Genomic DNA, 23,166 nt, shown 5'->3' with positions numbered 1-23,166 from the left:
GGAACCACCTGATCCCATGCCGAACTCAGAAGTGAAACCGCCCAGCGCCGATGGTAGTGTGGGAGATCCCATGTGAGAGTAGGTCATCGTCAGGCTCCTATACCCAAAGCCCCGCCGGCATCGCCGTTCGGGGCTTTTTTTTGTCCTGCCAGTCGTGATGACCTTCACGGATTAATGAATGGTCACCTGGGCTGGTCCCGCTGCATGATGAGGGTCACAGTACAGCCTGTGGTGAAAGGCTAGATTGACGGCATGACAACGCCATTCACCGTTCAGGCATGAGACCTCCAATGCGTATCAGGGAAAGCGTCATTGGTCTGCTGCTGATTGCTCCCGTCCCGGCGGTTCACGCCGAGATGGAGCCCATGAGCGATCAGGAGATGGGAGACGTCACCGGTCAGTCCATGCTTGCCCTGGATGTGACGGAATCCGGGGATATGGATTTCACCCGCTATACGATGGGTCTGGAAGCCGATTTCCAGATGAACATGGAAGAACTGGCAGTTGGTGAGACCACCAATGGTACGGATATCGCCGTCAACAACCTTTCCTTCGGCCACATTGCCCGGCAGTCGGGGCAGCAGTTTGACGGCAGTAACTACGATGCCGGTGATATTGTTCCCTTCATTGGCCGCGATCCCTATCTGGAACTGGCGGATGACAAGAACGGCAATGTGGTTGGTTTCCGGGTCGGCTTCACGGAATCCAGGGGGACGCTGTCCGGTGATATCAGCTCCCTGACGGGGCGGCTGGGCCTGGAGCTGGAAGACGGCAGTGGCAATGTCCAGCAGGGTCAGCTTCTTGACGGGAGTGGTAACGCCACCAGCCAGCGGGCTACCCACTATGGCCTTGCGGACTCCGCGGACTGCAGTGCCGGAGGCGCGGACTGCGCGGCTCTGAGCGCCTTTGAAACCCTGGAGATCGGTGATTATGGCGGGGACGGGAATCCCGCTGATTTCACCAATAACTTCTTCATTTCCTTCCAGAACCAGGCCGTGGAGTGGGATACCCCGGGGGCTGACGGCTCGGTCCAGGCGGATGCCGGCGTCTTCATGAACATTCCTACCGCCATGCGTGTTGAGCTTCAGAAGCTGACCAATGATGTGGTTTCACCTCGTGCCCGTACAGAATATATCGACCGTGGCGAGGGGCTGTTCTGAAGCTGCCATTCTTCCGGGGGATGCTGCGGTGTTATCCTGAGCGGTTGCTGTACTGAGCAGGAGAAACCGGTTTGCAGTCCTTTTTCTGGCATGACTACGAGACCTTCGGGGCCGACCCGGTGCATGACCGCCCCGCGCAGTTTGCCGGTGTCCGCACGGACCCGGAGCTCAATATCATCGGGGAGCCCATCACCCTTTACGCGCGTCCTGCGGAAGACTACGTCCCTGATCCGGTGGCGACGCTCGTGACTGGTATTACGCCTCAGGACTGCCTCAATGAGGGGGTTCCGGAAGCGGAATTCATCGGGCGGATCAATGAGCTGTTCATGGAGCCGGGCACCTGTGCCGTGGGCTACAACAGTCTCCGTTTTGATGATGAGGTGACCCGGCACACGCTGTACCGTAACCTCCAGGATCCCTATGCCCGCGAGTGGAAGAATGGCAACTCCCGCTGGGACATCATCGACATGGTGCGGCTCGCCCATGCGGTCAGGCCCGAGGGCATTGAGTGGCCGACCCATGAGGATGGACGGCCGTCATTCCGCCTGGAGGACATTACCCGTGCGAACGGGATCGAGCACGGTGAGGCTCACGACGCCATGGCGGACGTGTACGCAACCATCGAGGTTGCCCGGCTCATCAGGGATCGCCAGCCGAAACTCTTCGACTATGTGCTGCAGCACCGCGACAAGCGCTCGGTGCTCTCCATGCTGGATACCTCAAAGGGTAAGCCGGTACTGCACGTGTCTTCCATGTATCCATCGGAGCAGGGCTGTTGTGCCCTGGTTGTGCCAGTGGCCGCACATCCGGTGAACCGCAACTCGGTGATCGTCTTTGATCTGAGACAGGATCCGCGGCAGCTTGAGGGGCTGTCTCCGGAGCGCATCCGGGAGCAGCTGTTCAAGCCCTCGGAGGAACGCACGGAGAGCGACGGGCCAAGGCCAGCTCTCAAGGAGATCCGTGCCAACACCTGCCCCGTTGTGGCGCCGGCCGCGCTGCTGAAGGAATTGCCGGAAGAGCGCCTCCAGCGCTTCGGACTCGACCGGGAGGCGCTTCGGGCGAATCTTGATACGCTGAGACGAATGGAGGGGCTGGCCGAGCGCCTCAGGTCCGTCTACGGAGAATCCCCGGAGAACAGTGAACGGGATCCGGATGAGGCGCTCTATTCAGGAGGCTTCATCGGGGATGCCGACCGCCGCCGTCTCCAGGAGATTGTGGAAACACCACCGGGGATTATGGGCGAGCTGGAACCGGCCTTTGAGGATCCGCGTCTGGCAGAGCTGTTCTTCCGGTACCGGGCGCGCAACTACCCGCAGAGCCTCAGTGCCGAGGAACAGGAGCAGTGGGAGCGGTTCCGTTATCAGCGTCTCATGGAGCCGGGACCAGGGTGGCGCAGTCTTCCGGGCTTTTTCGAGGACCTGCAGCAGCGCATGGCCGACTCCTCCCTGAGTCGGCGTGACCAGTTACTGCTGCAGGACCTCCAGTTCTACGGCGAGTCGCTTATTCCGTCCCTGTGACGGTTCGGGGGAAGCTGCCGTCATAGTCCAGGCCCTGGAGTGACTCAGCCTCACGGGGGACATCCCGGTGGGCGTTGATCACCAGGGCTCTGGGGTCCTCAAGAACGGCATTCCGGTAGGTGGCCATCAGCGCTTCATGGTCTATGGCCTTCACGGCTTTGATGAGCTGTTCACGGTTATCAAAGTCGTGGTTTCCGCGGTCGATTTCCTGCCAGTAGCGGTTGGCCACTTGGCTCAGACGGGTGTCGTCCTGCGCCAGACGGCTGACCACGGCCTGCTTCTGCCGCTCGAGTCTTTCCGGGTCAAGGTTTGCCAACCGTTTCTCCTGCTCCTTCAGGAAGGTGGTCACGCTTTCATCGATGCGCTTGAAGCTGTGCCTGGGGGACTGGACGATGAAGCCGATCCCAGGCGCCTCAAGCATCGGATAGTAGGTACCCTGGACGATATAGCCCATCTGCTGATTGGTTCGCAGCCTCTCATAGAAAGGTGAGGACAGAAGCTGAGCGAGCAGACGGAAGCGGGCCTGGGTGGCATAGTGCGAATCCGCGCCCTGGATATAGCGCAGGTACCCCTGGTCCGAATGCCGGACGCTGACATCCAGGCTCTGCTCTTCCGCGGCCAGTTTCCGGACGTGGGCACGGGGTACATCCGTGGGTTCCACATCCTCCATGATCAGACTGGTGACCCTAGAGCGGATATTGAGCGCCGCTGCACGCGTCATGTTGCCGTGGACGAGCATGACCGGATCCAGGGCGCTGTAGAAGCTGGCGGTATGCGCTTCCAGATCCTCGGGGGACAGATCCCCGGCCGCTTCGAGTCGTGTGGCGTGGGAGTAGACGTTAGCAAGCAGCTGCTCATGGATGGCCCCGGACGCGATCTTATAGGGAGGGCGTTCGGCCGCATTGGCGAGGTCATCACGGATCTGCTGGAGTCGTGTACGGATGCTTTCCGGGTCAAGCTCGGGATGGCGCACCCGTTCAAGGACGTCCCCCATGAGGCGGGGCAGTTTGTCGCTGTAACCGCTGAGCTTGACGGTAATGCCCCGAAGGTGGCTGTAGACCTGGTAGTCCAGTCCCGCGATGCGGGCCGGATAGGCGAGGGCGTTGAGCTCGTCCCTGACGGTTTCGGCAAGCAGGCGCGTCAGCACCGCATTGCGCGCGGAGCCTGTGGCCGCAGGGGAGCGCAGGGACAGGTAGACGTTGGCACGTGGTGCCTCGAAACGGGTGTCACGGGCGTACCACAGTTCCAGAGGCCCATTGCCGCCCATGGCACGGGGACGGGGCATGTCTTCGCCGGAGACCAGGGACAGGTCCTCCGGAATAAAGGGATTGGGCTCGGGAAGTGCCAGCTGCGCGCTCCGCTCACTCCCGCCGACAAGTTGTTCCGCCTCCAGATCCGTCAGCCGGTAGGGCGTGTCGTAATAGGGCGTGGTCTGCCAGTCATCCGTTTCCTCCACGGGGGCCAGCAGGGACACCAGGACGTTGTCCGGCTGAAGGTGGCTCATCAGCTCCCGGTACACGGAGGGCTCATAGGTCTCGTAGAGCCAGGGGGCGATCACCACATCATCCGGTGCCACACGGTGCAGGCGGCTCGCCAGTGAGCTGGCTTCGTGGATCGGTTTGTCCCGCTCCCGGAAGCGCAGCTCGATGTCGTTGAGTTTCTGCTGCTCCTCAAAATACACCTGGCGGATGCCGTTCTCCCGGATCAGGTCCAGGTAGTCAAAGGTCAGGCGTACCACCTCCCGCCACTGATCGCGGCCGTCAGGCGTCAGCGACATGCTGATGTTCATCATGGCCTGATCGCCGGTGTCCATGCTCTGGCCGGCGGAGAGCTTGTCCACCAGACCGGCCTCCTTGAGGACGGCATGCAGGCTGCCCTGACCTTCGTGCCCAATCAGGTGCGACAGGTAGGACAGCGGTTTGTTGCGGTAGTCCTCTTCCGTGGAGGGAATCGGAAAGGTCAACTGCAGCTGGCGTGTGTCCCGGATTGCATCCACTTCCAGCAGCCGGGGCATCTGGCTGCCTGCGAGGAAGGGCTGCGTATAGCGGGGTGCGTCGTGGCCACGGTTGGCGACCGGCGAGAAGCGGGGAACCACCATGGATTCCAGTTCGTCCAGCGGCTGCGGGCCGATCACCACCAGCTCCATGAGGTTGGCGGAATAGTGCTGCTCGTAGAACTCGACGGTTTCCGCGCGCAGCTCGCCGTCCTCATTGGAGAGGGTGTCCAGATTGCCCACGGTAAAGCCCGCCAGAGGGTGACCTTCGGGGAAAGTCTGCTTGAGCGCCGACCAGAAACGCCGCCCATCATTGCGTTGGTGTGCCGAGAACTCGGAGTTGACCGCATTGCGTTCGCGCTCGATCAGTTCTGCGGCGAAGGTTGGCACCCGGAACTGTTCGGAGAACCGGTCCAGTGCCGGCTCCAGGAACTCGGGCTCGACGTTGAAGAAATAGTTGGTGTCCAGAGAGCTGGTGAAAGCGTTGTGCGAGCCACCATGACTGTTGATGAAGGACTTGTACTCGCCGGGGTCGGGGTAGGTCTCGGTGCCGAGGAACAGCATGTGTTCGGTGAAGTGGGCCAGCCCCGCCCGGTCTTCCGGATCGGCTCCGGCGCCCACATGCACATCCAGGGCGGCGGCGGCCTTGTCGGCCCGGGGATCGGATATCAGCAGGGCGCCCAGCCCATTCTCCAGTGTCAGGTAACGGTAGTCCGCGGTGGCTCCGGGACCGGTCTGTGGTGAGGTCCGCTGGGAGACATCAGCAGCCGCAGACTGTGCGGTGAGGCCCACCAGGGCCCCGAGTGCAAGTCCTGCCAGCCGTGCGGTGGGACGGAGTTTGAATCGAGCGGTCATGGTCGGGGCTCCTTGTCAGTGCAGGGGATCATCCTGATCGCGTTCGGTGCTCTCGGCAACCGCCGCCTCCGCCAGTTCCACCATCTGCTGAGCGCTCAGCTCGCCACTGGCGATCCGATCTAGAATGGAGTGGTAGTCCCGCAGTTGCTGGCGGTAGGGCTCAAACTGTTCCTGGAAGGCTTCGTCGATGGCCTGATAGACCATCTGGATCTGTTCGGCGCGGTCACGCCCATCGTCAGCCGCCTGGTTGATGGCTTTGAGGCAGGCTCTGGCAATGGCAATGTAGGCGTCGTTCTGCTGGTCTTGCATGATGGTGTCGGGTCGCTTGCTCATTGGGAAAGACAGGGTGACGGATTCGACATTAATGCCAATCCGGCCCATTTTCAAAGGAAACCGGCTGCTGTGGCAGCCAATTGTGTCACGTTATTCGGGGAGCATCGCTATGGCGGAACTTGAGGACATGGTCGGCCGGGTGGAATCACTGGTCGCCGCGAAGGACTGGGCTGCTCTGGCGGAACTTGATGACGAGGTCCGCCGGTGTGTGGATGAGGCTGTTGCGGATGCCGGAGAGCTCGGCCAGGAGCGGGTCAGGGCAGGGGTGGAACGGCTTCAGGCCCTCTACGACCAGGCCCGGGAAGGATCCGAGGAGGAACGTGATGAAGCGGCTGCAGCGTTGCGTGCGAACAACCGGACGCAGAAGGCGGCAAAGGCCTATCTGGACAATCAGTAACCAGGGAACAACAGGATGTTTATAAAAACAGCGTCATAAAATTGACTCCAGCGGTCTCAGCGTCTTAAATGCGTGACAATCCCATGACGAAGAGTTCATGGAACTGTCATTAACGCCTGACCCGAGGCTGCTGCTCCGATGTCCGAGACTGCCACCGTATTTCTCGTTGTGGACGATGAACAGCGTCGCCATGACCTCCGCCTGATTCTGGAATTCATCGGCGAGGATGTGTGCGCCGCGGATCCTGAGCAATGGATCACCACCCTGGAACAGACGGAGACGCTGGGGGCGGTGGTCGTCGATGGCGAGAGCGATGCCGCGGTTGGACATCTCAATGAACTGGCTGAGCGTCAGTCCGGTGTACCTTTCCTGCAGATTGGCGAGCACAGTCTGGAAGGGCTCAGTGCGGAGGCGGAATCCCGCATCATCGCCCGCATCGCCTGGCCCCCGAACTATACCAAGTTCGTGGACTCACTCTACCGTGCCCAGGTGTACCGCGAGCAGTATGCCCGCAATGGCCAGCGTAAACAGCAGCGCGAGGTGCAGCTGTTCCGCAGCCTGGTGGGTACGAGCCGGCGCATCCAGCACGTCCGGCAGCTCATGTCCCAGGTGGCGGACAAGGAAGTCAGCGTTCTGATCACCGGCGAGTCCGGAACCGGCAAGGAAGTGGTGGCGCGCAACCTTCACTATCACTCCCCGCGCCGGGATAAGCCCTTTGTTCCGGTCAACTGCGGCGCCATTCCCGGCGAGCTCCTTGAAAGTGAGCTCTTCGGCCACGAAAAGGGCGCTTTCACCGGAGCGATCAGCTCCCGCGCCGGGCGTTTTGAGCTTGCCGAGGGTGGTACGCTCTTTCTGGATGAGATCGGTGATATGCCGCTCAGCATGCAGGTCAAGATCCTGCGTGTGCTGCAGGAACGCACCTATGAACGGGTGGGCGGCAACCGCACCATCAATACGGATGTGCGGGTGATCGCTGCAACCCACAAGAATCTCGAAACCATGATCGAGAACGGGGAGTTCCGCGAGGACCTGTATTACCGCCTCAATGTCTTCCCGCTGGAAATGCCGGCCCTGCGTGAGCGGGTAGAGGATATCCCGCTTCTCATCAATGAACTCATCTCCCGCATGGAGAAGGAAAAGCGTGGCTCCATCCGCCTGAATTCCGCCGCCATCATGAGTCTCTGCCGCCATGACTGGCCGGGTAACGTCCGGGAACTGGCGAACCTTGTGGAACGCCTGGCCATCATGCATCCCTACGGTGTGGTGGGGGTCCAGGAGCTGCCCCGTAAGTTCCGTTATGTGGACGATCTCGATGAGTCCCATGAAACCGAGGACTCCGGTATGCCTGCGGGCATTGAGGGCATCAACAATCTGGATTCCCCGGCGCTGCTGCCGGTCAACGGCCTGGATCTGAAGGACTACCTGTCGAACCTGGAAAGGACCCTGATCGAGCAGGCGCTCAACGAGACGGATGGCGTGGTTGCCCGGGCCGCCGAGAAGCTCCGCATCCGCCGCACCACCCTGGTGGAGAAGGTCAGGAAGTACGGTCTCCGGGAAGAGACCGAGTCCTGAGCGGCGACAAAAATTTGGCTGCCACTTCCGTGTCTTTTTCCCAAGCCACTGATCAATCAATAAAAAATCAGAATGGCATGAAACCTGCTAGCATCTCCCTGAACTGAACATAACCCGCGCACGGGGCGCGGCGTCGGTACGGGAGAAGCCCATGAGCCAGCAGACATCCGAGCGGAACGAAGCCGCGTCCCACGACAGTGCGGCCGCGGATGCCAACGACAAGGTGACCTCCCTTTTCGGTGCCCGGCAGGAGCCGGAGACCGGCCCAGTGGATGAGGCGCTGGAACTGTTCAACCAGATGTCGCGCCAGATCACGGATTCCTACCGGACGCTGGAGGAACGGGTGAATGATCTGGCGGGGCGTCTCAGCAGCGAGGAGCGCCGCCGCCGTGATGAGCTGGAGGAGCGCGAGAAGGTCGCCAACCGGCTTTCGACCCTTCTGGACGTGCTGCCGGCCGGCGTGGTGGTGCTGGACAGCCAGGGCGTCATCAGTCAGTGCAACCCGGCGGCGGTTGAACTGCTGGAAGAACCCCTGGAAGGCCAGCGCTGGGTGGACGTGATCCAGCGGGCCTTTGCGCCGCGGCGTGATGATGGCCATGAAGTGTCCCTCAATGATGGCCGCCGGGTGAACATCGAGATCCGCTCCATGGATAACGAGCCCGGCCAGCTGATTCTCCTTACCGATCTGACCGAAACCCGCGAGCTGCAGTCACGCCTCGCGCGTTCTGAACGGCTTTCCTCCATGGGCCGGATGGTTGCCTCGCTGGCTCACCAGATCCGTACGCCACTGTCGGCAGCCATGCTCTACGCCGGCCACCTGTATGAAGAGGACCTGGATGCTGAGATGCGCGAGCGCTGTGCCGGCAAGCTGATGGCACGCCTCCAGCATCTGGAGCAGCAGGTCCGCGACATGCTGATTTTCGCTCGGGGTGATATCCGGCTCGCCGAACAGCTGGGTGTCGGCGAATGGGTTCAGGCCGTTGTCCAGAATGCGGAGACGTCACTCCAGACACGCCGGGCCACGCTCACCACACCGGATCACTGGCCAGAGGGGGCCATCGCCTGCAATCGCGAGGCCCTGATTGGCGCCTGCCTGAACCTGATCAACAACAGCCTGGAAGCCGGCGCGGATGAGCTGGCGCTCGAGGTTTCCGGGCAGGGCGGCGAGGTCCGTTTCTGTATCACAGACAACGGGCCGGGCCTCTCTCCGGAAGAGGCCGAGCGCGTGACCGAGGCGTTCGTCACTACCAAGTCCCACGGCACAGGACTGGGTCTGGCAGTGGTCAACGCCGTGGTTCAGGCCCACAAGGGGCGTTTTGAGCTGGTTTCGGATGGTCACAGCGGCACCAGCGCCATTATCACGCTGCCGCTGGCCGCGCCGCACAACGGGTGATCCCGGGGATTCATCGGAGAAGTAGTCATGGCGAAACAGAAGATACTGATTGTTGAGGACGACGGGGAACTCCGCGAGGCACTGGTCACCACTCTGGAGGTCAAGCGCTACCGGGTCAGTGAGGCGGCCAGTGGTGAGGAAGCCCTGGAGAAACTGGCTTCGGCACCGGTGGATCTGGTGATCAGTGACGTGCAGATGCCCGGCATGGACGGCATCAGCCTTCTGGCAGAGATCCAGCGCCATCATCCCGGCATTCCGGTACTGCTGATGACCGCCTACGGCCGCATCGAGCAGGCGGTTTCCGCCATGCAGGCCGGTGCCGTGGATTACCTGGCCAAACCGTTTGAGCCACAGGTGCTGACGGACATTGTCTCGCGGGTTCTGGGAGGCCCTGCCTCTACCAGTGCCAACCGCGCCATTGCCGAGGATGCCGCCAGCCGGCGGATGTTCCAGCTGGCCCGCAAGGTGGCCGCCACGGACTCCACTGTGCTGATCTGTGGCGAAAGTGGCACGGGTAAGGAGGTGCTGGCGCGTTACATCCATGACGAATCCAGTCGCGCCTCACAGCCCTTTGTGGCCCTCAACTGCGCCGCTATCCCCGAGAATATGCTGGAGGCGATCCTTTTCGGTCACGAGAAGGGGGCCTTCACCGGGGCACACCAGACGTCGCCGGGCAAGTTTGAGCAGGCCAATGGCGGCACGCTGCTTCTGGACGAGATCTCGGAAATGGAGATCGGGCTTCAGGCCAAGCTCCTGCGGGTCCTTCAGGAGCGCGAAGTGGAACGGGTGGGTGGCCGCCGCAGCATCCAGCTTGATGTGCGTGTGATTGCCACCACCAACCGGGATCTCCAGGAGGATGTGGCCGCGGGCCGCTTCCGTGAGGACCTCTATTACCGGCTGGGTGTGTTCCCACTGCAGTGGCTGCCGCTGCGCGAGCGCCGTGACGACATCCTGCCGCTGGCGGACCATCTGCTGGAAAAGCACGCCCGTCAGATGCACATGACCGGGGTTACGCTGGACCCCAGTGCACGCCGGGTTATTTACCAGTACGACTGGCCGGGCAATGTGCGGGAACTGGACAACGCCATCCAGCGGGCCCTGATCCTGCAGCAGGGGCAGGTCATTACGGACCGGGACCTGAGCCTGGACCAGAGCATCACCGGCGCCGCACCGGCGCCGCGATCGGCTGTTCCGGAACCTGATGCGGAAGAGACTGTTGAACCGGGCGCGGAGGCTGACGCGCCTGCCCCCCAAGCCGTTGAGGCAGCCGGTGAGCCCCAGGATGCCTCTCTGGGAGATGACCTGCGCCAACGTGAGTTCCGGATCATCCTGCAGACCCTGCGTGATGAGCGTGGCCGCCGCAAACAGGCGGCCGAACGGCTGGGCATCAGTCCCCGTACCCTGCGCTACAAGCTTGCCCAGATGCGGGATCATGGCATCAACCCTGAAGAGGAGCTGGCGTTCGTCTGACGTCCCTTCCTCCTGCCTGCCCGGGCTCCGGCCCGGGCTTTTTTGTGTCAAAATCACGTCAGCACACTTTTCCATTCCGCCCCTTCCAGCCGGATTTTGCTCAGAAACTCTCTCAAGAGCCTGTAATGGAATGGAAAATTCATTCTGGCCCGTTGTTTGCTTTTCTGTCATCGAGATGAATCTGCCATGGCAGAGCCCTGAGCATTGGGAGAGGAACAATGGTTGAACGAGCTGATGTGAACTCCGTGCTGTCCGATATCCGTGCGCTGCGCGAGCAGATGCAGCAGCGCCAGCAGATCCAGCCGGACCAGCTGCGGCCGGAGCAGATGCAGTCCAGCCAGAAGCCGGGTGAGGCCCAGCAGGGCGAGGGCCCGAGTTTTATGGACACCCTCCAGGGGGCGGTCAATCAGGTTAACGAGTTGCAGCAGACCTCCTCGGACCTCAAGACCCGCTATACCCAGGGTGATCCGGATGTGGACATCACGCGGGTGATGGTCGAGAGCCAGAAAGCTTCGGTGGCATTCGAGGCCACGACCCAGGTGCGTAACCGCGTCGTGCAGGCCTATGAGAAAATCATGAACATGCCGATCTGATTCGGTTCAACGGGATATCCGCCCGCGGGCGGTGTGCGGTGACAGGAGCGCACAATGGCCAACGTACCGGCTGAAACGGAACAGACCAACCCGCCGGCCAGCGGCGGGGGAGGCGGGAGCGAAAGCAGTGCCACTGGAGGTGGCAGCAACCTGCTGATGGGCGTCAACCGGCTGACCCTGTTGCGTCAGGTGGGGCTTATCGTCGGTCTTGCCGCCAGTGTGGCACTGGCCGTGGCACTGGTGCTCTGGGCCCAGGGCTCGGACTACAAGCCCCTGGTGGGCGATATGAGTGAGTATAACCCTGCGGAGCTCACCAATGTGCTGGACAGCGCCGGGGTGGATTACCGGATTGAGCACCGCAGTGGCGCTCTTCTGGTGGCGTCGGGTGACATCCATGAAGCCCGCCTGGCTCTGGCCCGGGAAGGTGTGACCGAGGACAAGGGCATGGGCTTTGAGATCATCATGCAGGATCAGGGCCTGGGCACCTCCCAGTTCATGGAAAAGGCCCGCTTCCACCGCAGCCTGGAAGGTGAGCTGGCCCGCACCATCAGGGCCATGGGCAATGTGCGCAATTCCCGCGTGCACCTGGCCATTCCCGAGGATTCCGTTTTTGTCAGTGACAACCGCAACCCCTCTGCCTCGGTCATGGTGGATCTGGGCTCCGGAAGGCGCATGGATGAAACCCAGGTGCGCTCGGTCATCAACCTTGTTGCGGGCAGTGTGCCCCAGATGAGCCGGGAGGACGTCACGGTCGTGGACCAGCGGGGCAACCACCTGTCCGCCAATGTGAACAACGAGAAAGCCCAGGAGATGGCCCAGAAGTTCCAGATGCAGCGGCGCGTGGAGCAACGGCTCAAGGAGCGGGTCGCGGGAATCCTGGCTCCGATCATGGGGCGCGACCGCTTCAACGCGGAAGTGTCGGTGGACATGGACTTCAAGGCAGTGGAGCAGGCCGAGGAGATCTTCAACCCCGAGCAGCAGGCTCTGCGCAGCGAGCAGACTGTGGAAGAGATCAACCGCCAGGGCGAGGCCGGTGGAATTCCCGGCGCGCTCTCGAACCAGCCTCCCGGCGAAGCCGAAGCACCGGAACAGGCCGGCGGCGAGGGCGGCGGCGAAGGGGGCGGCTCCCGGAGTTCGCGGACCTCATCGACCCGCAACTACGAGGTGGATCGGCTGCTGAGCTTCACGCGCAAGGAGCCTGGCTCGGTCAACCGTATGAGCGTGGCGGTAGCGGTGGATGATCTCAAGCGCACCAACCCGGAAACCGGGGAGACCACCAGTGTCGAATGGCCCCAGGCGGAACTGGAGCGCCTGACCCGTCTGGTTCGGGATGCCGTGGGCTTTTCCGCCGCGCGGGGAGACAGCGTGACCGTGGTCAACACGGACTTCGCCGAGCAGCAGGAGCCCGAGATTGAGCCTGTGCCCTTCTATGAGCAACCCTGGTTTCAGGACAGCATCCGCCCGGTGATCGCGGGCCTGGTGATCATTGCGCTGGCCCTCCTTCTGGTCCGGCCCACACTCAAGACCCTGGCCTCCGGCGGTGGTGGTGGGGGCAGTGGCGAGGCTGGTGAGTCGGACCTTGAAGGGCTTGGTGGTCTGGACGATATTGAAGGCAGTGAATCGATCCGCTCGGCCATGGGCAGTGGCGACGATCGGCTTTTGCCCGATACCGGTGAAAGCTATGATAGGGAGCTGAACGCTGTTAAAGGCCTGATTGCGGAAGATCCCGCACGGGTAGCGCAGGTGGTTCGTCAGTGGGTGAACGCGGATGAGTGAGGAAGAGAACACAGCCGGCCGGGCCCAGCCCTCGCGCAAACTGGGCCGCATTGAGCAGGCTGCGATACTGCTGATGACCCTGGGCGAGGAGGATGCTGCGCAGATCCTCAAGCACATGGGGCCGAAGGAGGTCCAGCGGGTGGGGATGGCCATGTCCCAGCTGCAGGACGTGCCCAAGAACGACGTGAACTACGTTGTGGGTGAGTTCTTCGAGGCGGTTGGCGGCCAGACCGGTCTGGGCGTTGGCGCTGATGACTACATCCGGTCGGTGCTCACCAATGCCCTGGGCGAGGAGAAGGCCGGAAGCCTCATTGACCGGATACTGATCGGCGGCAACACCACCGGCCTGGATACCCTCAAGTGGATGGAACCCCGGGCGGTGGCGGACATCATCCGGTATGAACACCCCCAGATCCAGGCAATCGTTGTCTCCTACCTGGATCCGGACCAGTCGGCCGAGATTCTGGCGTCGCTGGATGACAAGGTGCGCCTTGATGTGATGATGCGTGTGGCCTCCCTGGAGTCCATCCAGCCGCAGGCGCTGCAGGAGCTCAACAACATCCTTGAGAAGCAGTTCTCCGGGGGCGCCGGTGGCCAGGCCAGCCGCATAGGCGGTATCCAGCGCGCGGCGGACATCATGAACTACATGGATCGCAGCATCGAAGGGCAGCTGATGGATTCGGTGAAGGACATGGATCCGGATCTGGGCAGCGAGATCGAGGACCTGATGTTCGTCTTCGACAACCTCAAGGACGTGGACGACCGGGGCATACAGGCGCTGCTCCGGGAGGTTTCCTCGGACGTACTGGTAGTGGCGCTCAAGGGCGCGGAGGACGAAGTGAAGGAGAAGATCTTCAAGAACATGTCGAAGCGTGCCGGCGAACTGCTGAAAGACGACCTGGAGGCCAAGGGGCCGGTCAAGGTCTCCGAGGTGGAGGCGGCCCAGAAGGAGATTATCACCGTTGCCCGGCGCATGGCCGAAAGCGGCGACATTGTGCTGGGTGGCTCCGGCGAGGAAATGCTCTAGATGACCCGCCACTCGCATCGCGACCGGATTCCTTCCGGCGACCTCACGGCCTATGAGCGCTGGGAAATGCCGCTGCTGGACGAGAACGGGAAGCGGCGTGCGAGCGTTGAGGATGTGGAGCAGGAGGAGGTCCAGCCGCTGACCGCGGAACAGCTGGAAGCCATCCACAATGAAGCGCGGGACGAGGGTTACAATGCCGGCTTCGAGGCCGGCAAGACCGAAGGCATGGATCAGGGGGCCCGTGAGGGCTACCGGGTCGGCTATGACGAGGGCCATGCGGCGGGGCGCGAGGCCGGGGAGCAGCAGGGACAGGAAGAGGGTCGCGAGCGGGTCCGGCAGCAGGAGCAGCGGCTGCAGGAACTGATGGAGGCGCTGACCCAGCCGCTGCGCCAGGAGGAGGAGGCCACCGAGGCGGCCGTTCTCAATCTGGTCATGGCCCTGAGCCGGTCCGTGATCCATCGGGAACTCCAGCTCGACAGCTCCCAGATTGGTGGCATCGTGCGCCGTGCCATCCAGAGCCTGCCGGAAAGCGACAGTGATATGCGTATCCGCGTGCATCCGGACGACGCGGAAATGGTGCGTCAGGCGATTGACGGTGTAGGCGGTCATGCCACGGTGGCACCGGATGAACAGATTCTGCCGGGCGGCTGCATCGTTGCGAGCAGTCGCAGCCTGGTGGACTACACCGTGGAGAAGCGCTTCCAGAAACAGGTCCAGCGGATGCTCGAAGCCCAGCTCAGTGACGGTGGGGGTGGGGATCACGGGGAACTGGACGCGGTCATGGGCGAAATGAGCGATTACCACCGGGACGTGCTGGAATCAGGCGATGAGCCTGAAGACGGAAACGGTGACGGCGATGACACTCTCTGACCGCCTGGGCCGGTTTACCCAGGCCCTCCCTGAAGCCAGCGGCCCGGAGCTGAGTGGCCGACTCACGCGCATGGTGGGGCTGACCCTGGAATGCGTGGGCTGCCCCATGGAAGTGGGCGACCGTTGCCTGATCCACGCAGAAGACGGCAATCAGGTGGAAGCCGAGGTGGTCGGTTTCGAGAACGACCGGCTCTACCTGATGCCACTGACCGCCATCAGTGGTCTGCGGCCCGGCGCACTGGTCACTCCCATGGAAAGCGCCAGCCGCGTGCCCGTGGGAGAAGGCCTTCTGGGCCGCGTTGTGGACGGCGCCGGAGAACCCCTGGATGGCCAGGGCCCGCTGGAGGCCACGCACTATGTTCCCTTTACCGGCGCCGTCATCAATCCGCTCAACCGCACGCCCATTCGCCAGCGCATGGACGTCGGCATCCGCGCGATCAATGGCCTTCTGACCGTGGGTGAGGGCCAGCGCCTGGGGCTCTTTGCCGGCAGTGGTGTGGGCAAGTCCGTGCTCCTGGGCATGATGACCCGGTTCACCGAAGCGGACATTATTGTGGTTGGCCTCATCGGTGAACGGGGCCGTGAGGTCAAGGAGTTCATCGAGGAGATTCTCGGTGACGAGGGCATTGCCCGCTCCGTGGTTGTCGCTGCCCCGGCGGACGACTCGCCGCTGATGCGCCTGCGCGCGGCCATGCTGACCACCCGCATCGCCGAGTACTTCCGGGACCGCGGCCGCAAGGTGCTGCTGCTGATGGATTCACTCACCCGCTATGCCCAGGCGCAGCGGGAGATCGCGCTGGCGGTGGGGGAGCCGCCTGCGACCAAGGGCTATCCGCCGTCGGTGTTCGCGCGCATTCCGCAACTGGTGGAGCGCGCCGGCAATGGTGAGCGTGAGGGGGGCTCGATCACAGCCTTCTATACCGTATTGACCGAAGGTGATGACCAGCAGGACCCGATTGCGGATGCAGCCCGTGCCATTCTGGATGGCCATATGGTGCTTTCCCGGGAGCTGGCCGAGGAAGGTCACTACCCGGCGATTGACGTGGAAGGCTCCGTGAGCCGGGTCATGCCCCATGTGGTCTCCGCGGACCATCTGCGCCAGGCGCAGCGTTTCAAGCAGCTGTATTCCCGCTACCAGCAGTCCCGGGATCTGATCAGTGTCGGTGCCTACCAGAAGGGCGCAGACCCGGAGACAGATCTGGCTATCGACAAAATGCCGGAAATGCGTCAGTTTCTACAACAGGGGCTCGATGAAAGTGCGGGCTTCACGGAAGCCTCAAAGGCACTGGACGCCATTGTTGGCGGACAGGGGAACGGCAATGGCGATGCCGAAACAGGTGCACGGTAATGGGTGATTCATGAAACGGCGTTCGCAGCGGCTGCAGGTGGTTCTCGATATGGAGGACCGACAGGAGCAGGCGGCCCGGGAGCGGTTCCAGACGGCGCAGCAGGCGCTGGCTGAACAGCAGCAGCGGCTCGACGAGCTGGAACGCTACCATGAGGAGTACCAGCACCAGATCCGATCCGAGGCCTCCGGAACCACCTCGGCGGCCAGACTCCAGGCCGGGCAGCAGTTCATCAGCCAGCTCGTGGCGGCGATTGCCCAGCAGCAACAGCAGGTGGACCGTTACCGGGCCACGGCGGAGGAGGCCCGGAAGCACTGGCAGGCGGCGCGTCAGCGGCGAGAGGGCATGGCGCGCTATATCGAGACCTGTCGCCGGCGTGAGGCCCGTGAGGACGAGCGCCGGGAACAGAAGGCGCTGGACGAGGCCGCCAACCAGCGCTTTGCCCGTGCCATGCAGCGTCAGGGATAGTGGCAATCGGTCACGTGACATCAGGGCATGTTGATCTATGCTCTGATGAATGACGTGGTCGTGCACGACAGGGGGAACAATGTCGATTACCACAGAGCGTTCCGGGGATGGGTCCGAGCTGACCATCCGGATCGAAGGGCGGTTTGATTTCAGCTCACATCAGGCGTTCCGTCACGCGTACGAGGGCGAGGGACAGGGCATTTCCCAGTACGTGATCGATATGCGGGACACCACCTACCTGGACAGTTCGGCCCTGGGCATGCTTCTGCTTCTCCGGGACTATGCCGGTGGTGAGAAGGCCGATGTCCGGATCGTCAACTGCAACGGGGATGTGCGCCGTATCCTGACGGTCTCCAACTTCGAGCAGCTTTTCCAGATTGACGACTGATGCCGGTTCCGCAACGCCGCTCAGGATACTGATCGCGGACGACAACCAGACGGATCGCATGATCCTCAACGCCATCCTGACCCGGCAGGGCCATGAGGTAATCATGGCGGAGGATGGCGCGCAGGCGGTCGAGGCCTTTGAGCAGCAAAAGCCGCAGATGGTGCTTCTGGATGTGCTCATGCCCAACATGGATGGGTTGGAAGCCGCACGGCGGATCAAGGCGGCTGCCGGTGAGGATCTGGTTCCCATCATTTTCCTGACGTCACTCAGTGACGCCGAATCGCTGGCCTCCTGTCTCGAGGTCGGCGGTGACGACTTTCTTTCCAAACCCTACAACCGGGTGATTCTCCGGGCCAAGATCAACGCCTTCCAGCGCATGCGGGATCTGCACCAGAGTCTGCAACAGGAGCGTGACCGGACCGATCAGCGCAACCATCAGATGATGCGCGAGCAGGCACTGGCCCGCCGGGTGTTCGACAACATTGCCGATCGTGGCTGTCTGGGAGCGGAAAATATCCGGTTCGAGGCCTCCCCCATGTCCATTTTCAACGGGGATGTGCTTTTCGCCTCACCCAAGCCGTCCGGCGGTATGCACCTCTTCGTGGGGGATTTCACCGGTCACGGTCTGCCGGCGGCCATCGGCGCCCTGCCCATGTCCGAGATCTTCTATGGCATGACCGCCAAGGGGTTCGCCATCGGCGACATCCTGCGGGAGATCAACCGCAAGCTCCGGAACATCCTGCCAACCGGCTTCTTCTGCTGTGCGGCAATGGTGGATCTCAACCTGCGCTCGGGCCATGCGGAAGTCTGGAACGGAGGCCTGCCCACGGCCTGGATACTCCGCCATGATGGCACCCAGGATGAACTCCGGTCGCGCCACCTGCCTCTGGGGATTCTTTCCGCGGAACGCTTCTCCGCGGCCTGTGAGCGCCACACCCTCGCGCTGGGGGAACACATGCTGCTGGCCACGGATGGGGTCATTGAAAGCTCCAACAGCGAGGGAGAGCTGTTCGGCGAAGAGCGGGCGATTGCAGCCATCAACCAGCGCTCCGGGCCATACGGGGGCTTTGAGTGCCTGCGTGAGGCGGTGCATCGTTTCGGAGAAGGGGTGGTGAGCGAGGATGATATCACCATTCTGGATCTGGCTATGGTCCCGGAGTCGGCGTTGAACACGGTGGAGCACGAGATGCTTCCGGACACCGGGGCCGGGCCGGAACAGTGGCGGCTCCAGTATGACCTTGAGGATCGGACGCTGGCACAGTTCAACCCCGTGCCGCTGCTGCTGCATGTGTGCATGGACGTGCCGGGACTGCGCCTTTGCAGTGGTGATGTCTACACCATCATCGGCGAGCTGTTCACCAACGCCCTGGAGCATGGCGTACTGCGTCTGCCGTCGGGCCTCAAGGATTCACCCAGTGGCTTCACGCGCTACTACAGCGAGCGTGAACGGCTCCTGGGGCAGCTTGCCAACGGCTGGGTCTCCATCACGCTTGCTCACAAGCCCCATGAGGATGGCACCGGCGGTACCCTGCTGGTAACGGTTGCCGACAGCGGTCCCGGATTCGATCCGGGTGAGACCGCGTCCTCGCTCGATCATGAGCAGCTTTCAGGGCGTGGCATCGCGCTTGTGCAGACGCTTTGCCATGACGTACGCTGGAACGACACGGGCAACTGCGTGGAAGCAGAATACATCTGGCGTGCCGAGTAGATTTCTGGCAGAAGCTGATACGGTAGCCGCAATGAGTGAACACCAGCACATTGACCATGATGCTCTCGCGGAGCTGCGGGATGTCATGGAGGATGAATTTGCGATCCTTGTGAATACCTTCCTTCAGGATGCGGATGATCGTCTGGAGCAGCTGCGCGCGGGGGCGGCCTCGGAAGACGCCGAGGAAGTCCGGAAGATGGCACACAGTTTCAAGGGCAGCTGCATCAATATCGGCGCGCCGGAACTGGCCGAGCGCTGCCGGACTGCGGAGCAGCGTGGCCGTGATGGCGATCTCTCCGACATCCATGACTGCATCAGTGCGATTGAGGCGGAGCTGGGAGCAGTCCGCCAGGAACTGGCGCATTTCCGGGATGGATAATTCCCCCGCATTTCCAATCTGGCCTCCAAATTGCTTGCATGGCGTTAAGTCTTGAACTGATCCATTCAGGAGGCAAGGTTCTGCCATGCAAATGCCCGATATTCTCTCCCCCGAGACCGCGTCCGTTTCCGGCCGCTCCGGTAATGGTGCCGATGGCAAGGGTGCTGACGCATCCGCCTTCGGCGAACTCCACCGTGGCCTCATGGGCAAAGGCAGTGACGGCCTGAAGCCCGGCGATGTATTGCGCAATGCGGAAGGCAATGTGGTCGGTCGTATCGTAAGGGGCGATGGCGGTGACTTGCGCCTGGCTCTTGAGGGACGCGAGGGGCCGGGCATTCCGCTGGAAAAGCTGTCTAACCTGCTGGAGGAACAGGAGGGGAGCGGGCTTGAGGCACTGCAGGCTCTTTTCTCGGGCGGATTGGATGTCAGTCCGGAAGCCGGAGGCGAGGCGGACTGGCTGCAGCAGCTTGAGAACCTGACCAGTGGCGAGCAGCAGGGCGTTCTGGCAGCCCTGGCTGGGATCAATGGGCTGCAGGGCAGTAGTCAGGGCAATGGGAGCGAGGCATCCTCGAACAATGGGGGAGGCAATGGGTTGCCGCTGGGTGAGCTCCTGGGGAAGGGAGCCAGTGCGCCCGGAATCAGTGATGGCAGTGCCCGCAACAGCACCAGCAATTTCCTGCAGAACCTGCTTTCCGGCATGGCATTGAATGGCCCGAACGGGCAGAGCAGTGAGGCCAGCAGCACCGATCTGCGTTTTGAGGGGTTGCGCCTGGTGGCGGTGGAGAACAGTGGTGGCCAGGAGTCAGGGAGCCGCAGCAGTGAGGCGTTGGGGCTGACCCAGCAGAGCTTCACCCGTTCCGAGGCGGCCCGTGATGCCACCCTGCGGCACTACACCACAACCGTCGAAACCCCGGTACAGAACCAGAAGCAGTGGAGTGAGCAGGTTGCCGGCAAGATTGCCTGGCTGGCCGGGCGCAGCATCCAGTCTGCGGATATCCAGTTGAACCCGCCGGATATGGGGCCGATCGAGGTTCGCGTCTCGGTCCAGAATGATCAGGCCCAGGTGACCGTCAATGCCCAGAATGCCCAGGTGCGGGAGATGCTGGAACTCAACAGCAGCCGACTGCGGGAAATGCTTGAACAGGAGGGGCTCAACCTGGCTGACTTTGATGTCTCCGGCGAGGCTGCGGGAGGTGACGGCGAGGAAGCCGCGGAAGGGGAATCCGGTGAGCGTGACGGCTCCGGTCCGGCCAGCGGCGCCGGCGAAACGGTTGCGACCGGTGAGTCCACCATCACCCTCGACGATGGCATTGATACCTATGCGTGAGGCCGGGGCTGGCCCTGACCCGATCCGGTCAACTATATTGGTGGCACACGAATTGCTGCCCTTGGGCAGCTGTCACTGAGCGACGGGATTACGGCATGGCCGGGAACGGTAAAGGCGGCAAGTTCAAAACCATTATCATCGCAGTTCTGGGTGTGATTCTGGCAGTTGGTGTGTCGGTAGCCGGTACCCTCTGGTTTCTGGGTGAAACCAGCTTCGGAGGCGGCAGCGGCAACAGCCAGGAGCAGAGTGAAGCCCATACGCCGGCCAGCTATTTCGAGTTAGCGGACCCGCTGGTGGTGTCGGTCAGTGGGGATCAGCAGCGTTATCTGCAGCTGCATCTGGCGTTTGTCATGCGTGGGGAGGATGTCTCGGCCGCGCTTGAACGTCACCGCCCCACTGTACGCAGCCGGCTCCGGGGGCTGCTGCAGGAGCAGTCTTTTGAACAGCTCCGCACCCGCGAGGGCAAGCAGGCACTGCTCGAGGATATGCGCGACGCCGTGAACGCTGTACTTAAGGCGGAAAACGCGTCTTCGATTGAGCAGGTACTGTTCACCAACTTTGTCATGCAGTGACCCGGGGATACGGACCCGGGCTGGGGAATAATCATGCAGGATCTGCTGTCGCAGGATGAAATCGACGCGCTGCTCCACGGTGTTGACGATGGCGACGTGGACACCGATGACGAAGAGGATACGGGTGAAGCCAAGACCTTTGATCTGGCGACCCAGGACCGTATCGTCCGCGGGCGCATGCCGACGCTGGAGATGATCAACGAACGGTTTGCGCGCTACACCCGGATCAGTCTGTTCAATCTCCTGCGTCGCAACGCGGATGTGGCCGCGGCCGGCATCCAGATCATGAAGTTCGGGGAATACATCCATACCCTTTTCGTGCCCACGAGCCTCAATCTGGTCAAAATGCGGCCGCTTCGGGGCACGGCGCTCTACATCATGGACGCCAAGCTGGTCTTCAAGCTGGTGGACAACTTCTTCGGAGGGGAGGGGCGCCACGCCAAGATCGAGGGCAGGGAATTCACGCCCACCGAGACGCGCATTGTGCAGATGGTGCTGGAGCAGGTATTCCAGGACATGAAGGAGGCCTGGAGCGCGGTGTTCAAGGTGGACTTCGAGTACCTGTCGTCGGAGGTGAACCCCTCCATGGCGAACATCGTCAGCCCCAGCGAGGTGGTGATCGTCAGCACCTTCCAGATTGAGCTGGACGGCGGCGGTGGCGAGATGGACATCGCCATTCCCTATTCGATGGTTGAGCCCATCCGCGAGCTTCTGGACGCCGGCGTTCAGAGTGACGTGGACGAGGTTGATGAACGCTGGGTCAATGCCCTGCAGGAGGACATCAAGGAAGTCGAGGTGCCGGTGAACGTGACCGTGGCTGAGCGCCAGATTTCCCTGCGTGAGGTCGCGCAGTTCGAGGCGGGGGATATCATTCCCATCGACATGCCCGAGGACGCCACCATGACCGCCAATGGCATTCCCATCTACAAGGGGAACCTGGGCACCCGCGACGGCAATATGGCGCTGCGGGTCACGGATCAGATCAAACGGCCCGAGACCACCAACAAGCTGAAGGTTCAGGACAATGGCTGAAGACGAACACAACGGCAACGGCGAGGAAATGACCGAGGACGAGAAGCTCGCCGCCGAATGGGAGCAGGCCATGGGTGACGCCGGTGAAGGCGAGGCCTCAGGCGGTGAGGATGACCGGGGTGATGAATGGGCGGCTGCCATGGCGGAAGCCGGTGGCAGTGGCGAGGGCGGTGCCAGTGGCCGCGGCGAGGATGTGCGCCAGGCGCCCATGCAGGACTTTACCCATGAGCCCGAGCCCGGCGGGGAGCAGCACCCGGATCTGGATGTGATCCTGGATATTCCGGTGACCATCTCCATGGAAGTGGGTAATACCAGCATCCCGATCCGCAACCTGCTCCAGCTCAATCAGGGCTCGGTGATTGAGCTGGACCGGCTGGCCGGAGAGCCACTGGATGTGCTGGTCAACGGTATGCTGATCGCCCACGGTGAGGTGGTGATGGTGAACGAGAAGTTCGGCATCCGCCTCACCGATGTGATCAGCCCCTCCGAACGCATCCGCAAGCTGTCCAAATGAACCGGTCCGTGCTTTACGCTCGCTGGACGCTGGGCCTTGCCGGGCTTATGCCACTTCTGGTTAAGGCCCAGGAAGCCCAGCAGGAAACCGGGGGTGACGGAATCGGCGCCAGCACGCCGGACACCATGACGACTGCGCTCACTCTGGGAGCCGGGTTGATCGTGGTGTTGGCGTTCATCCTCTTCAGCGGCTGGATCGCCCGTCGCGTCCAGGGCCTGGGCGGCGTCAATACTCAGGCGCTCAAGGTGGTCGCGGTCCTCTCCGTCGGCCAGAAAGAGCGTGTGGCTCTTGTTGAAGTTGGCGATAAACAGATACTTATAGGCATTACGCCACAATCGGTACGAACCCTGCATGTCTTTGATGAACCCGTTGTCACCGGGGCGCAATCCGCGGCCAGTGGTGACTTCGCCCGTAAGCTCCAGCAGGTGATGGGGCGCGGCGCAACGGGAGGTTCCAATGACGTGTAGGGGGATCAT

Annotated in this window: 22 protein-coding genes and 1 rRNA gene; 21 read left to right on the top strand and 2 right to left on the bottom strand. The window is 62.3% G+C overall.

Annotated features, from left to right (window positions below):
- The 3 genes from rrf to sbcB form a co-directional block, all read left to right on the top strand.
- Positions 1-95, top strand: a 5S ribosomal RNA gene (rrf, locus tag GLW01_RS09655); the annotation flags it as partial.
- A gap of 195 nt (positions 96-290) precedes the next feature.
- On the top strand, positions 291-1,160 hold the full coding sequence (locus tag GLW01_RS09650; RefSeq protein ID WP_160898904.1) for a DUF6160 family protein: 870 nt from the start codon (positions 291-293) through the stop codon (positions 1,158-1,160).
- Between the two features lie 71 nt (positions 1,161-1,231).
- A complete protein-coding gene (sbcB, locus tag GLW01_RS09645; RefSeq protein ID WP_160898903.1) occupies positions 1,232-2,677 on the top strand; it encodes an exodeoxyribonuclease I in 1,446 nt (481 codons plus the stop codon).
- Here sbcB and GLW01_RS09640 read toward each other — a convergent pair.
- Together GLW01_RS09640 and GLW01_RS09635 are read right to left on the bottom strand one after the other, a co-directional pair.
- The gene (locus GLW01_RS09640; RefSeq protein ID WP_160898902.1) at positions 2,661-5,525 is read right to left on the bottom strand and encodes an insulinase family protein; all 2,865 of its coding nucleotides are present in this window, start codon (positions 5,523-5,525) and stop codon (positions 2,661-2,663) included. The genes sbcB and GLW01_RS09640 overlap by 17 nt on opposite strands.
- A gap of 15 nt (positions 5,526-5,540) precedes the next feature.
- Positions 5,541-5,858, bottom strand: coding sequence for a hypothetical protein (locus tag GLW01_RS09635; protein WP_202405641.1), 318 nt, complete (start codon positions 5,856-5,858; stop codon positions 5,541-5,543).
- 109 nt (positions 5,859-5,967) lie between these two features.
- Between GLW01_RS09635 and fliT the strand changes: the two genes are divergently transcribed.
- The 18 genes from fliT to fliO all read left to right on the top strand — a co-directional run bounded on the left by fliT (position 5,968) and on the right by fliO (position 23,157).
- Positions 5,968-6,255 carry a flagellar protein FliT gene (gene fliT, locus GLW01_RS09630; protein ID WP_160898901.1) on the top strand — a complete coding sequence of 96 codons (288 nt, stop codon included), beginning with the start codon at positions 5,968-5,970 and terminating at the stop codon, positions 6,253-6,255.
- A 138-nt stretch (positions 6,256-6,393) separates the two neighbouring features.
- Entirely contained in the window at positions 6,394-7,827 is a 1,434-nt protein-coding gene (locus GLW01_RS09625; RefSeq protein ID WP_151439287.1) for a sigma-54 dependent transcriptional regulator, read from the top strand.
- 151 nt (positions 7,828-7,978) lie between these two features.
- Positions 7,979-9,220 carry a sensor histidine kinase gene (locus GLW01_RS09620; RefSeq protein ID WP_160898900.1) on the top strand — a complete coding sequence of 414 codons (1,242 nt, stop codon included), beginning with the start codon at positions 7,979-7,981 and terminating at the stop codon, positions 9,218-9,220.
- A gap of 27 nt (positions 9,221-9,247) precedes the next feature.
- Complete coding sequence (locus tag GLW01_RS09615) at positions 9,248-10,690, top strand: sigma-54-dependent transcriptional regulator (protein ID WP_151439289.1); 1,443 nt, start codon at positions 9,248-9,250, stop codon at positions 10,688-10,690.
- Positions 10,691-10,908: 218 nt separating this feature from the next.
- Entirely contained in the window at positions 10,909-11,283 is a 375-nt protein-coding gene (gene fliE / locus GLW01_RS09610) for a flagellar hook-basal body complex protein FliE (RefSeq protein WP_160898899.1), read from the top strand.
- Between the two features lie 54 nt (positions 11,284-11,337).
- The gene (gene fliF, locus GLW01_RS09605; RefSeq protein ID WP_151439291.1) at positions 11,338-13,059 is read left to right on the top strand and encodes a flagellar basal-body MS-ring/collar protein FliF; all 1,722 of its coding nucleotides are present in this window, start codon (positions 11,338-11,340) and stop codon (positions 13,057-13,059) included.
- Complete coding sequence (fliG, locus tag GLW01_RS09600; RefSeq protein ID WP_077531644.1) at positions 13,052-14,086, top strand: flagellar motor switch protein FliG; 1,035 nt, start codon at positions 13,052-13,054, stop codon at positions 14,084-14,086. Before fliF ends, fliG begins: the two co-directional genes overlap by 8 nt.
- Positions 14,087-14,956, top strand: coding sequence for a flagellar assembly protein FliH (locus GLW01_RS09595; protein WP_160898898.1), 870 nt, complete (start codon positions 14,087-14,089; stop codon positions 14,954-14,956).
- On the top strand, positions 14,943-16,304 hold the full coding sequence (fliI, locus tag GLW01_RS09590) for a flagellar protein export ATPase FliI (protein WP_160898920.1): 1,362 nt from the start codon (positions 14,943-14,945) through the stop codon (positions 16,302-16,304). Before GLW01_RS09595 ends, fliI begins: the two co-directional genes overlap by 14 nt.
- 10 nt (positions 16,305-16,314) lie before the next feature.
- The gene (gene fliJ / locus GLW01_RS09585; protein ID WP_151439293.1) at positions 16,315-16,770 is read left to right on the top strand and encodes a flagellar export protein FliJ; all 456 of its coding nucleotides are present in this window, start codon (positions 16,315-16,317) and stop codon (positions 16,768-16,770) included.
- A 79-nt stretch (positions 16,771-16,849) separates the two neighbouring features.
- Positions 16,850-17,158 (top strand): STAS domain-containing protein, encoded by a 309-nt coding sequence (locus GLW01_RS09580; RefSeq protein ID WP_151439294.1) that lies wholly within the window; start codon positions 16,850-16,852, stop codon positions 17,156-17,158.
- Entirely contained in the window at positions 17,148-18,866 is a 1,719-nt protein-coding gene (locus GLW01_RS09575; protein WP_237416540.1) for a fused response regulator/phosphatase, read from the top strand. The genes GLW01_RS09580 and GLW01_RS09575 overlap by 11 nt, the downstream gene beginning before the upstream one ends.
- A 31-nt stretch (positions 18,867-18,897) precedes the next feature.
- Positions 18,898-19,245, top strand: coding sequence for an Hpt domain-containing protein (locus tag GLW01_RS09570; RefSeq protein WP_160898897.1), 348 nt, complete (start codon positions 18,898-18,900; stop codon positions 19,243-19,245).
- An 85-nt stretch (positions 19,246-19,330) separates the two neighbouring features.
- A complete protein-coding gene (locus tag GLW01_RS09565; protein ID WP_151439296.1) occupies positions 19,331-20,572 on the top strand; it encodes a flagellar hook-length control protein FliK in 1,242 nt (413 codons plus the stop codon).
- Positions 20,573-20,667: 95 nt separating this feature from the next.
- Positions 20,668-21,144 carry a flagellar basal body-associated FliL family protein gene (locus GLW01_RS09560; RefSeq protein ID WP_160898896.1) on the top strand — a complete coding sequence of 159 codons (477 nt, stop codon included), beginning with the start codon at positions 20,668-20,670 and terminating at the stop codon, positions 21,142-21,144.
- A 33-nt stretch (positions 21,145-21,177) separates the two neighbouring features.
- Positions 21,178-22,176, top strand: coding sequence for a flagellar motor switch protein FliM (fliM, locus tag GLW01_RS09555; RefSeq protein WP_151439298.1), 999 nt, complete (start codon positions 21,178-21,180; stop codon positions 22,174-22,176).
- On the top strand, positions 22,169-22,690 hold the full coding sequence (fliN, locus tag GLW01_RS09550) for a flagellar motor switch protein FliN (protein ID WP_160898895.1): 522 nt from the start codon (positions 22,169-22,171) through the stop codon (positions 22,688-22,690). Before fliM ends, fliN begins: the two co-directional genes overlap by 8 nt.
- A complete protein-coding gene (gene fliO / locus GLW01_RS09545) occupies positions 22,687-23,157 on the top strand; it encodes a flagellar biosynthetic protein FliO (RefSeq protein WP_160898894.1) in 471 nt (156 codons plus the stop codon). The genes fliN and fliO overlap by 4 nt, the downstream gene beginning before the upstream one ends.
- Positions 23,158-23,166 lie beyond the last annotated feature (9 nt).

It is taken from the genome of Vreelandella halophila (assembly GCF_009856365.1).
In the GTDB taxonomy this organism is placed as follows: Bacteria; Pseudomonadota; Gammaproteobacteria; order Pseudomonadales; family Oleiphilaceae; genus Halospina; species Halospina utahensis_B.
The sequence above is the reverse complement of the archived record's forward strand: the minus strand, read 5'-3'. Positions and strand labels throughout refer to the sequence as shown.

Excerpts from the sequence above, each read along its gene's own strand:
- GLW01_RS09620 (WP_160898900.1), top strand. The coding sequence starts at position 7,979 with ATGAGCCAGCAGACATCCGAGCGGAACGAAGCCGCGTCCCACGACAGT.
- GLW01_RS09595 (WP_160898898.1), top strand. The coding sequence starts at position 14,087 with ATGACCCGCCACTCGCATCGCGACCGGATTCCTTCCGGCGACCTCACG.
- GLW01_RS09625 (WP_151439287.1), top strand. The coding sequence starts at position 6,394 with ATGTCCGAGACTGCCACCGTATTTCTCGTTGTGGACGATGAACAGCGT.
- fliN (WP_160898895.1), top strand. The coding sequence starts at position 22,169 with ATGGCTGAAGACGAACACAACGGCAACGGCGAGGAAATGACCGAGGAC.
- GLW01_RS09565 (WP_151439296.1), top strand. The coding sequence starts at position 19,331 with ATGCAAATGCCCGATATTCTCTCCCCCGAGACCGCGTCCGTTTCCGGC.
- GLW01_RS09640 (WP_160898902.1), bottom strand. The coding sequence starts at position 5,525 with ATGACCGCTCGATTCAAACTCCGTCCCACCGCACGGCTGGCAGGACTT.
- GLW01_RS09635 (WP_202405641.1), bottom strand. The coding sequence starts at position 5,858 with ATGAGCAAGCGACCCGACACCATCATGCAAGACCAGCAGAACGACGCC.
- fliF (WP_151439291.1), top strand. The coding sequence starts at position 11,338 with ATGGCCAACGTACCGGCTGAAACGGAACAGACCAACCCGCCGGCCAGC.
- GLW01_RS09580 (WP_151439294.1), top strand. The coding sequence starts at position 16,850 with ATGTCGATTACCACAGAGCGTTCCGGGGATGGGTCCGAGCTGACCATC.
- fliM (WP_151439298.1), top strand. The coding sequence starts at position 21,178 with ATGCAGGATCTGCTGTCGCAGGATGAAATCGACGCGCTGCTCCACGGT.
- fliJ (WP_151439293.1), top strand. The coding sequence starts at position 16,315 with ATGAAACGGCGTTCGCAGCGGCTGCAGGTGGTTCTCGATATGGAGGAC.
- GLW01_RS09650 (WP_160898904.1), top strand. The coding sequence starts at position 291 with ATGCGTATCAGGGAAAGCGTCATTGGTCTGCTGCTGATTGCTCCCGTC.
- GLW01_RS09560 (WP_160898896.1), top strand. The coding sequence starts at position 20,668 with ATGGCCGGGAACGGTAAAGGCGGCAAGTTCAAAACCATTATCATCGCA.
- fliT (WP_160898901.1), top strand. The coding sequence starts at position 5,968 with ATGGCGGAACTTGAGGACATGGTCGGCCGGGTGGAATCACTGGTCGCC.
- GLW01_RS09615 (WP_151439289.1), top strand. The coding sequence starts at position 9,248 with ATGGCGAAACAGAAGATACTGATTGTTGAGGACGACGGGGAACTCCGC.
- fliG (WP_077531644.1), top strand. The coding sequence starts at position 13,052 with ATGAGTGAGGAAGAGAACACAGCCGGCCGGGCCCAGCCCTCGCGCAAA.
- fliO (WP_160898894.1), top strand. The coding sequence starts at position 22,687 with ATGAACCGGTCCGTGCTTTACGCTCGCTGGACGCTGGGCCTTGCCGGG.
- fliI (WP_160898920.1), top strand. The coding sequence starts at position 14,943 with ATGACACTCTCTGACCGCCTGGGCCGGTTTACCCAGGCCCTCCCTGAA.
- fliE (WP_160898899.1), top strand. The coding sequence starts at position 10,909 with ATGGTTGAACGAGCTGATGTGAACTCCGTGCTGTCCGATATCCGTGCG.
- GLW01_RS09570 (WP_160898897.1), top strand. The coding sequence starts at position 18,898 with ATGAGTGAACACCAGCACATTGACCATGATGCTCTCGCGGAGCTGCGG.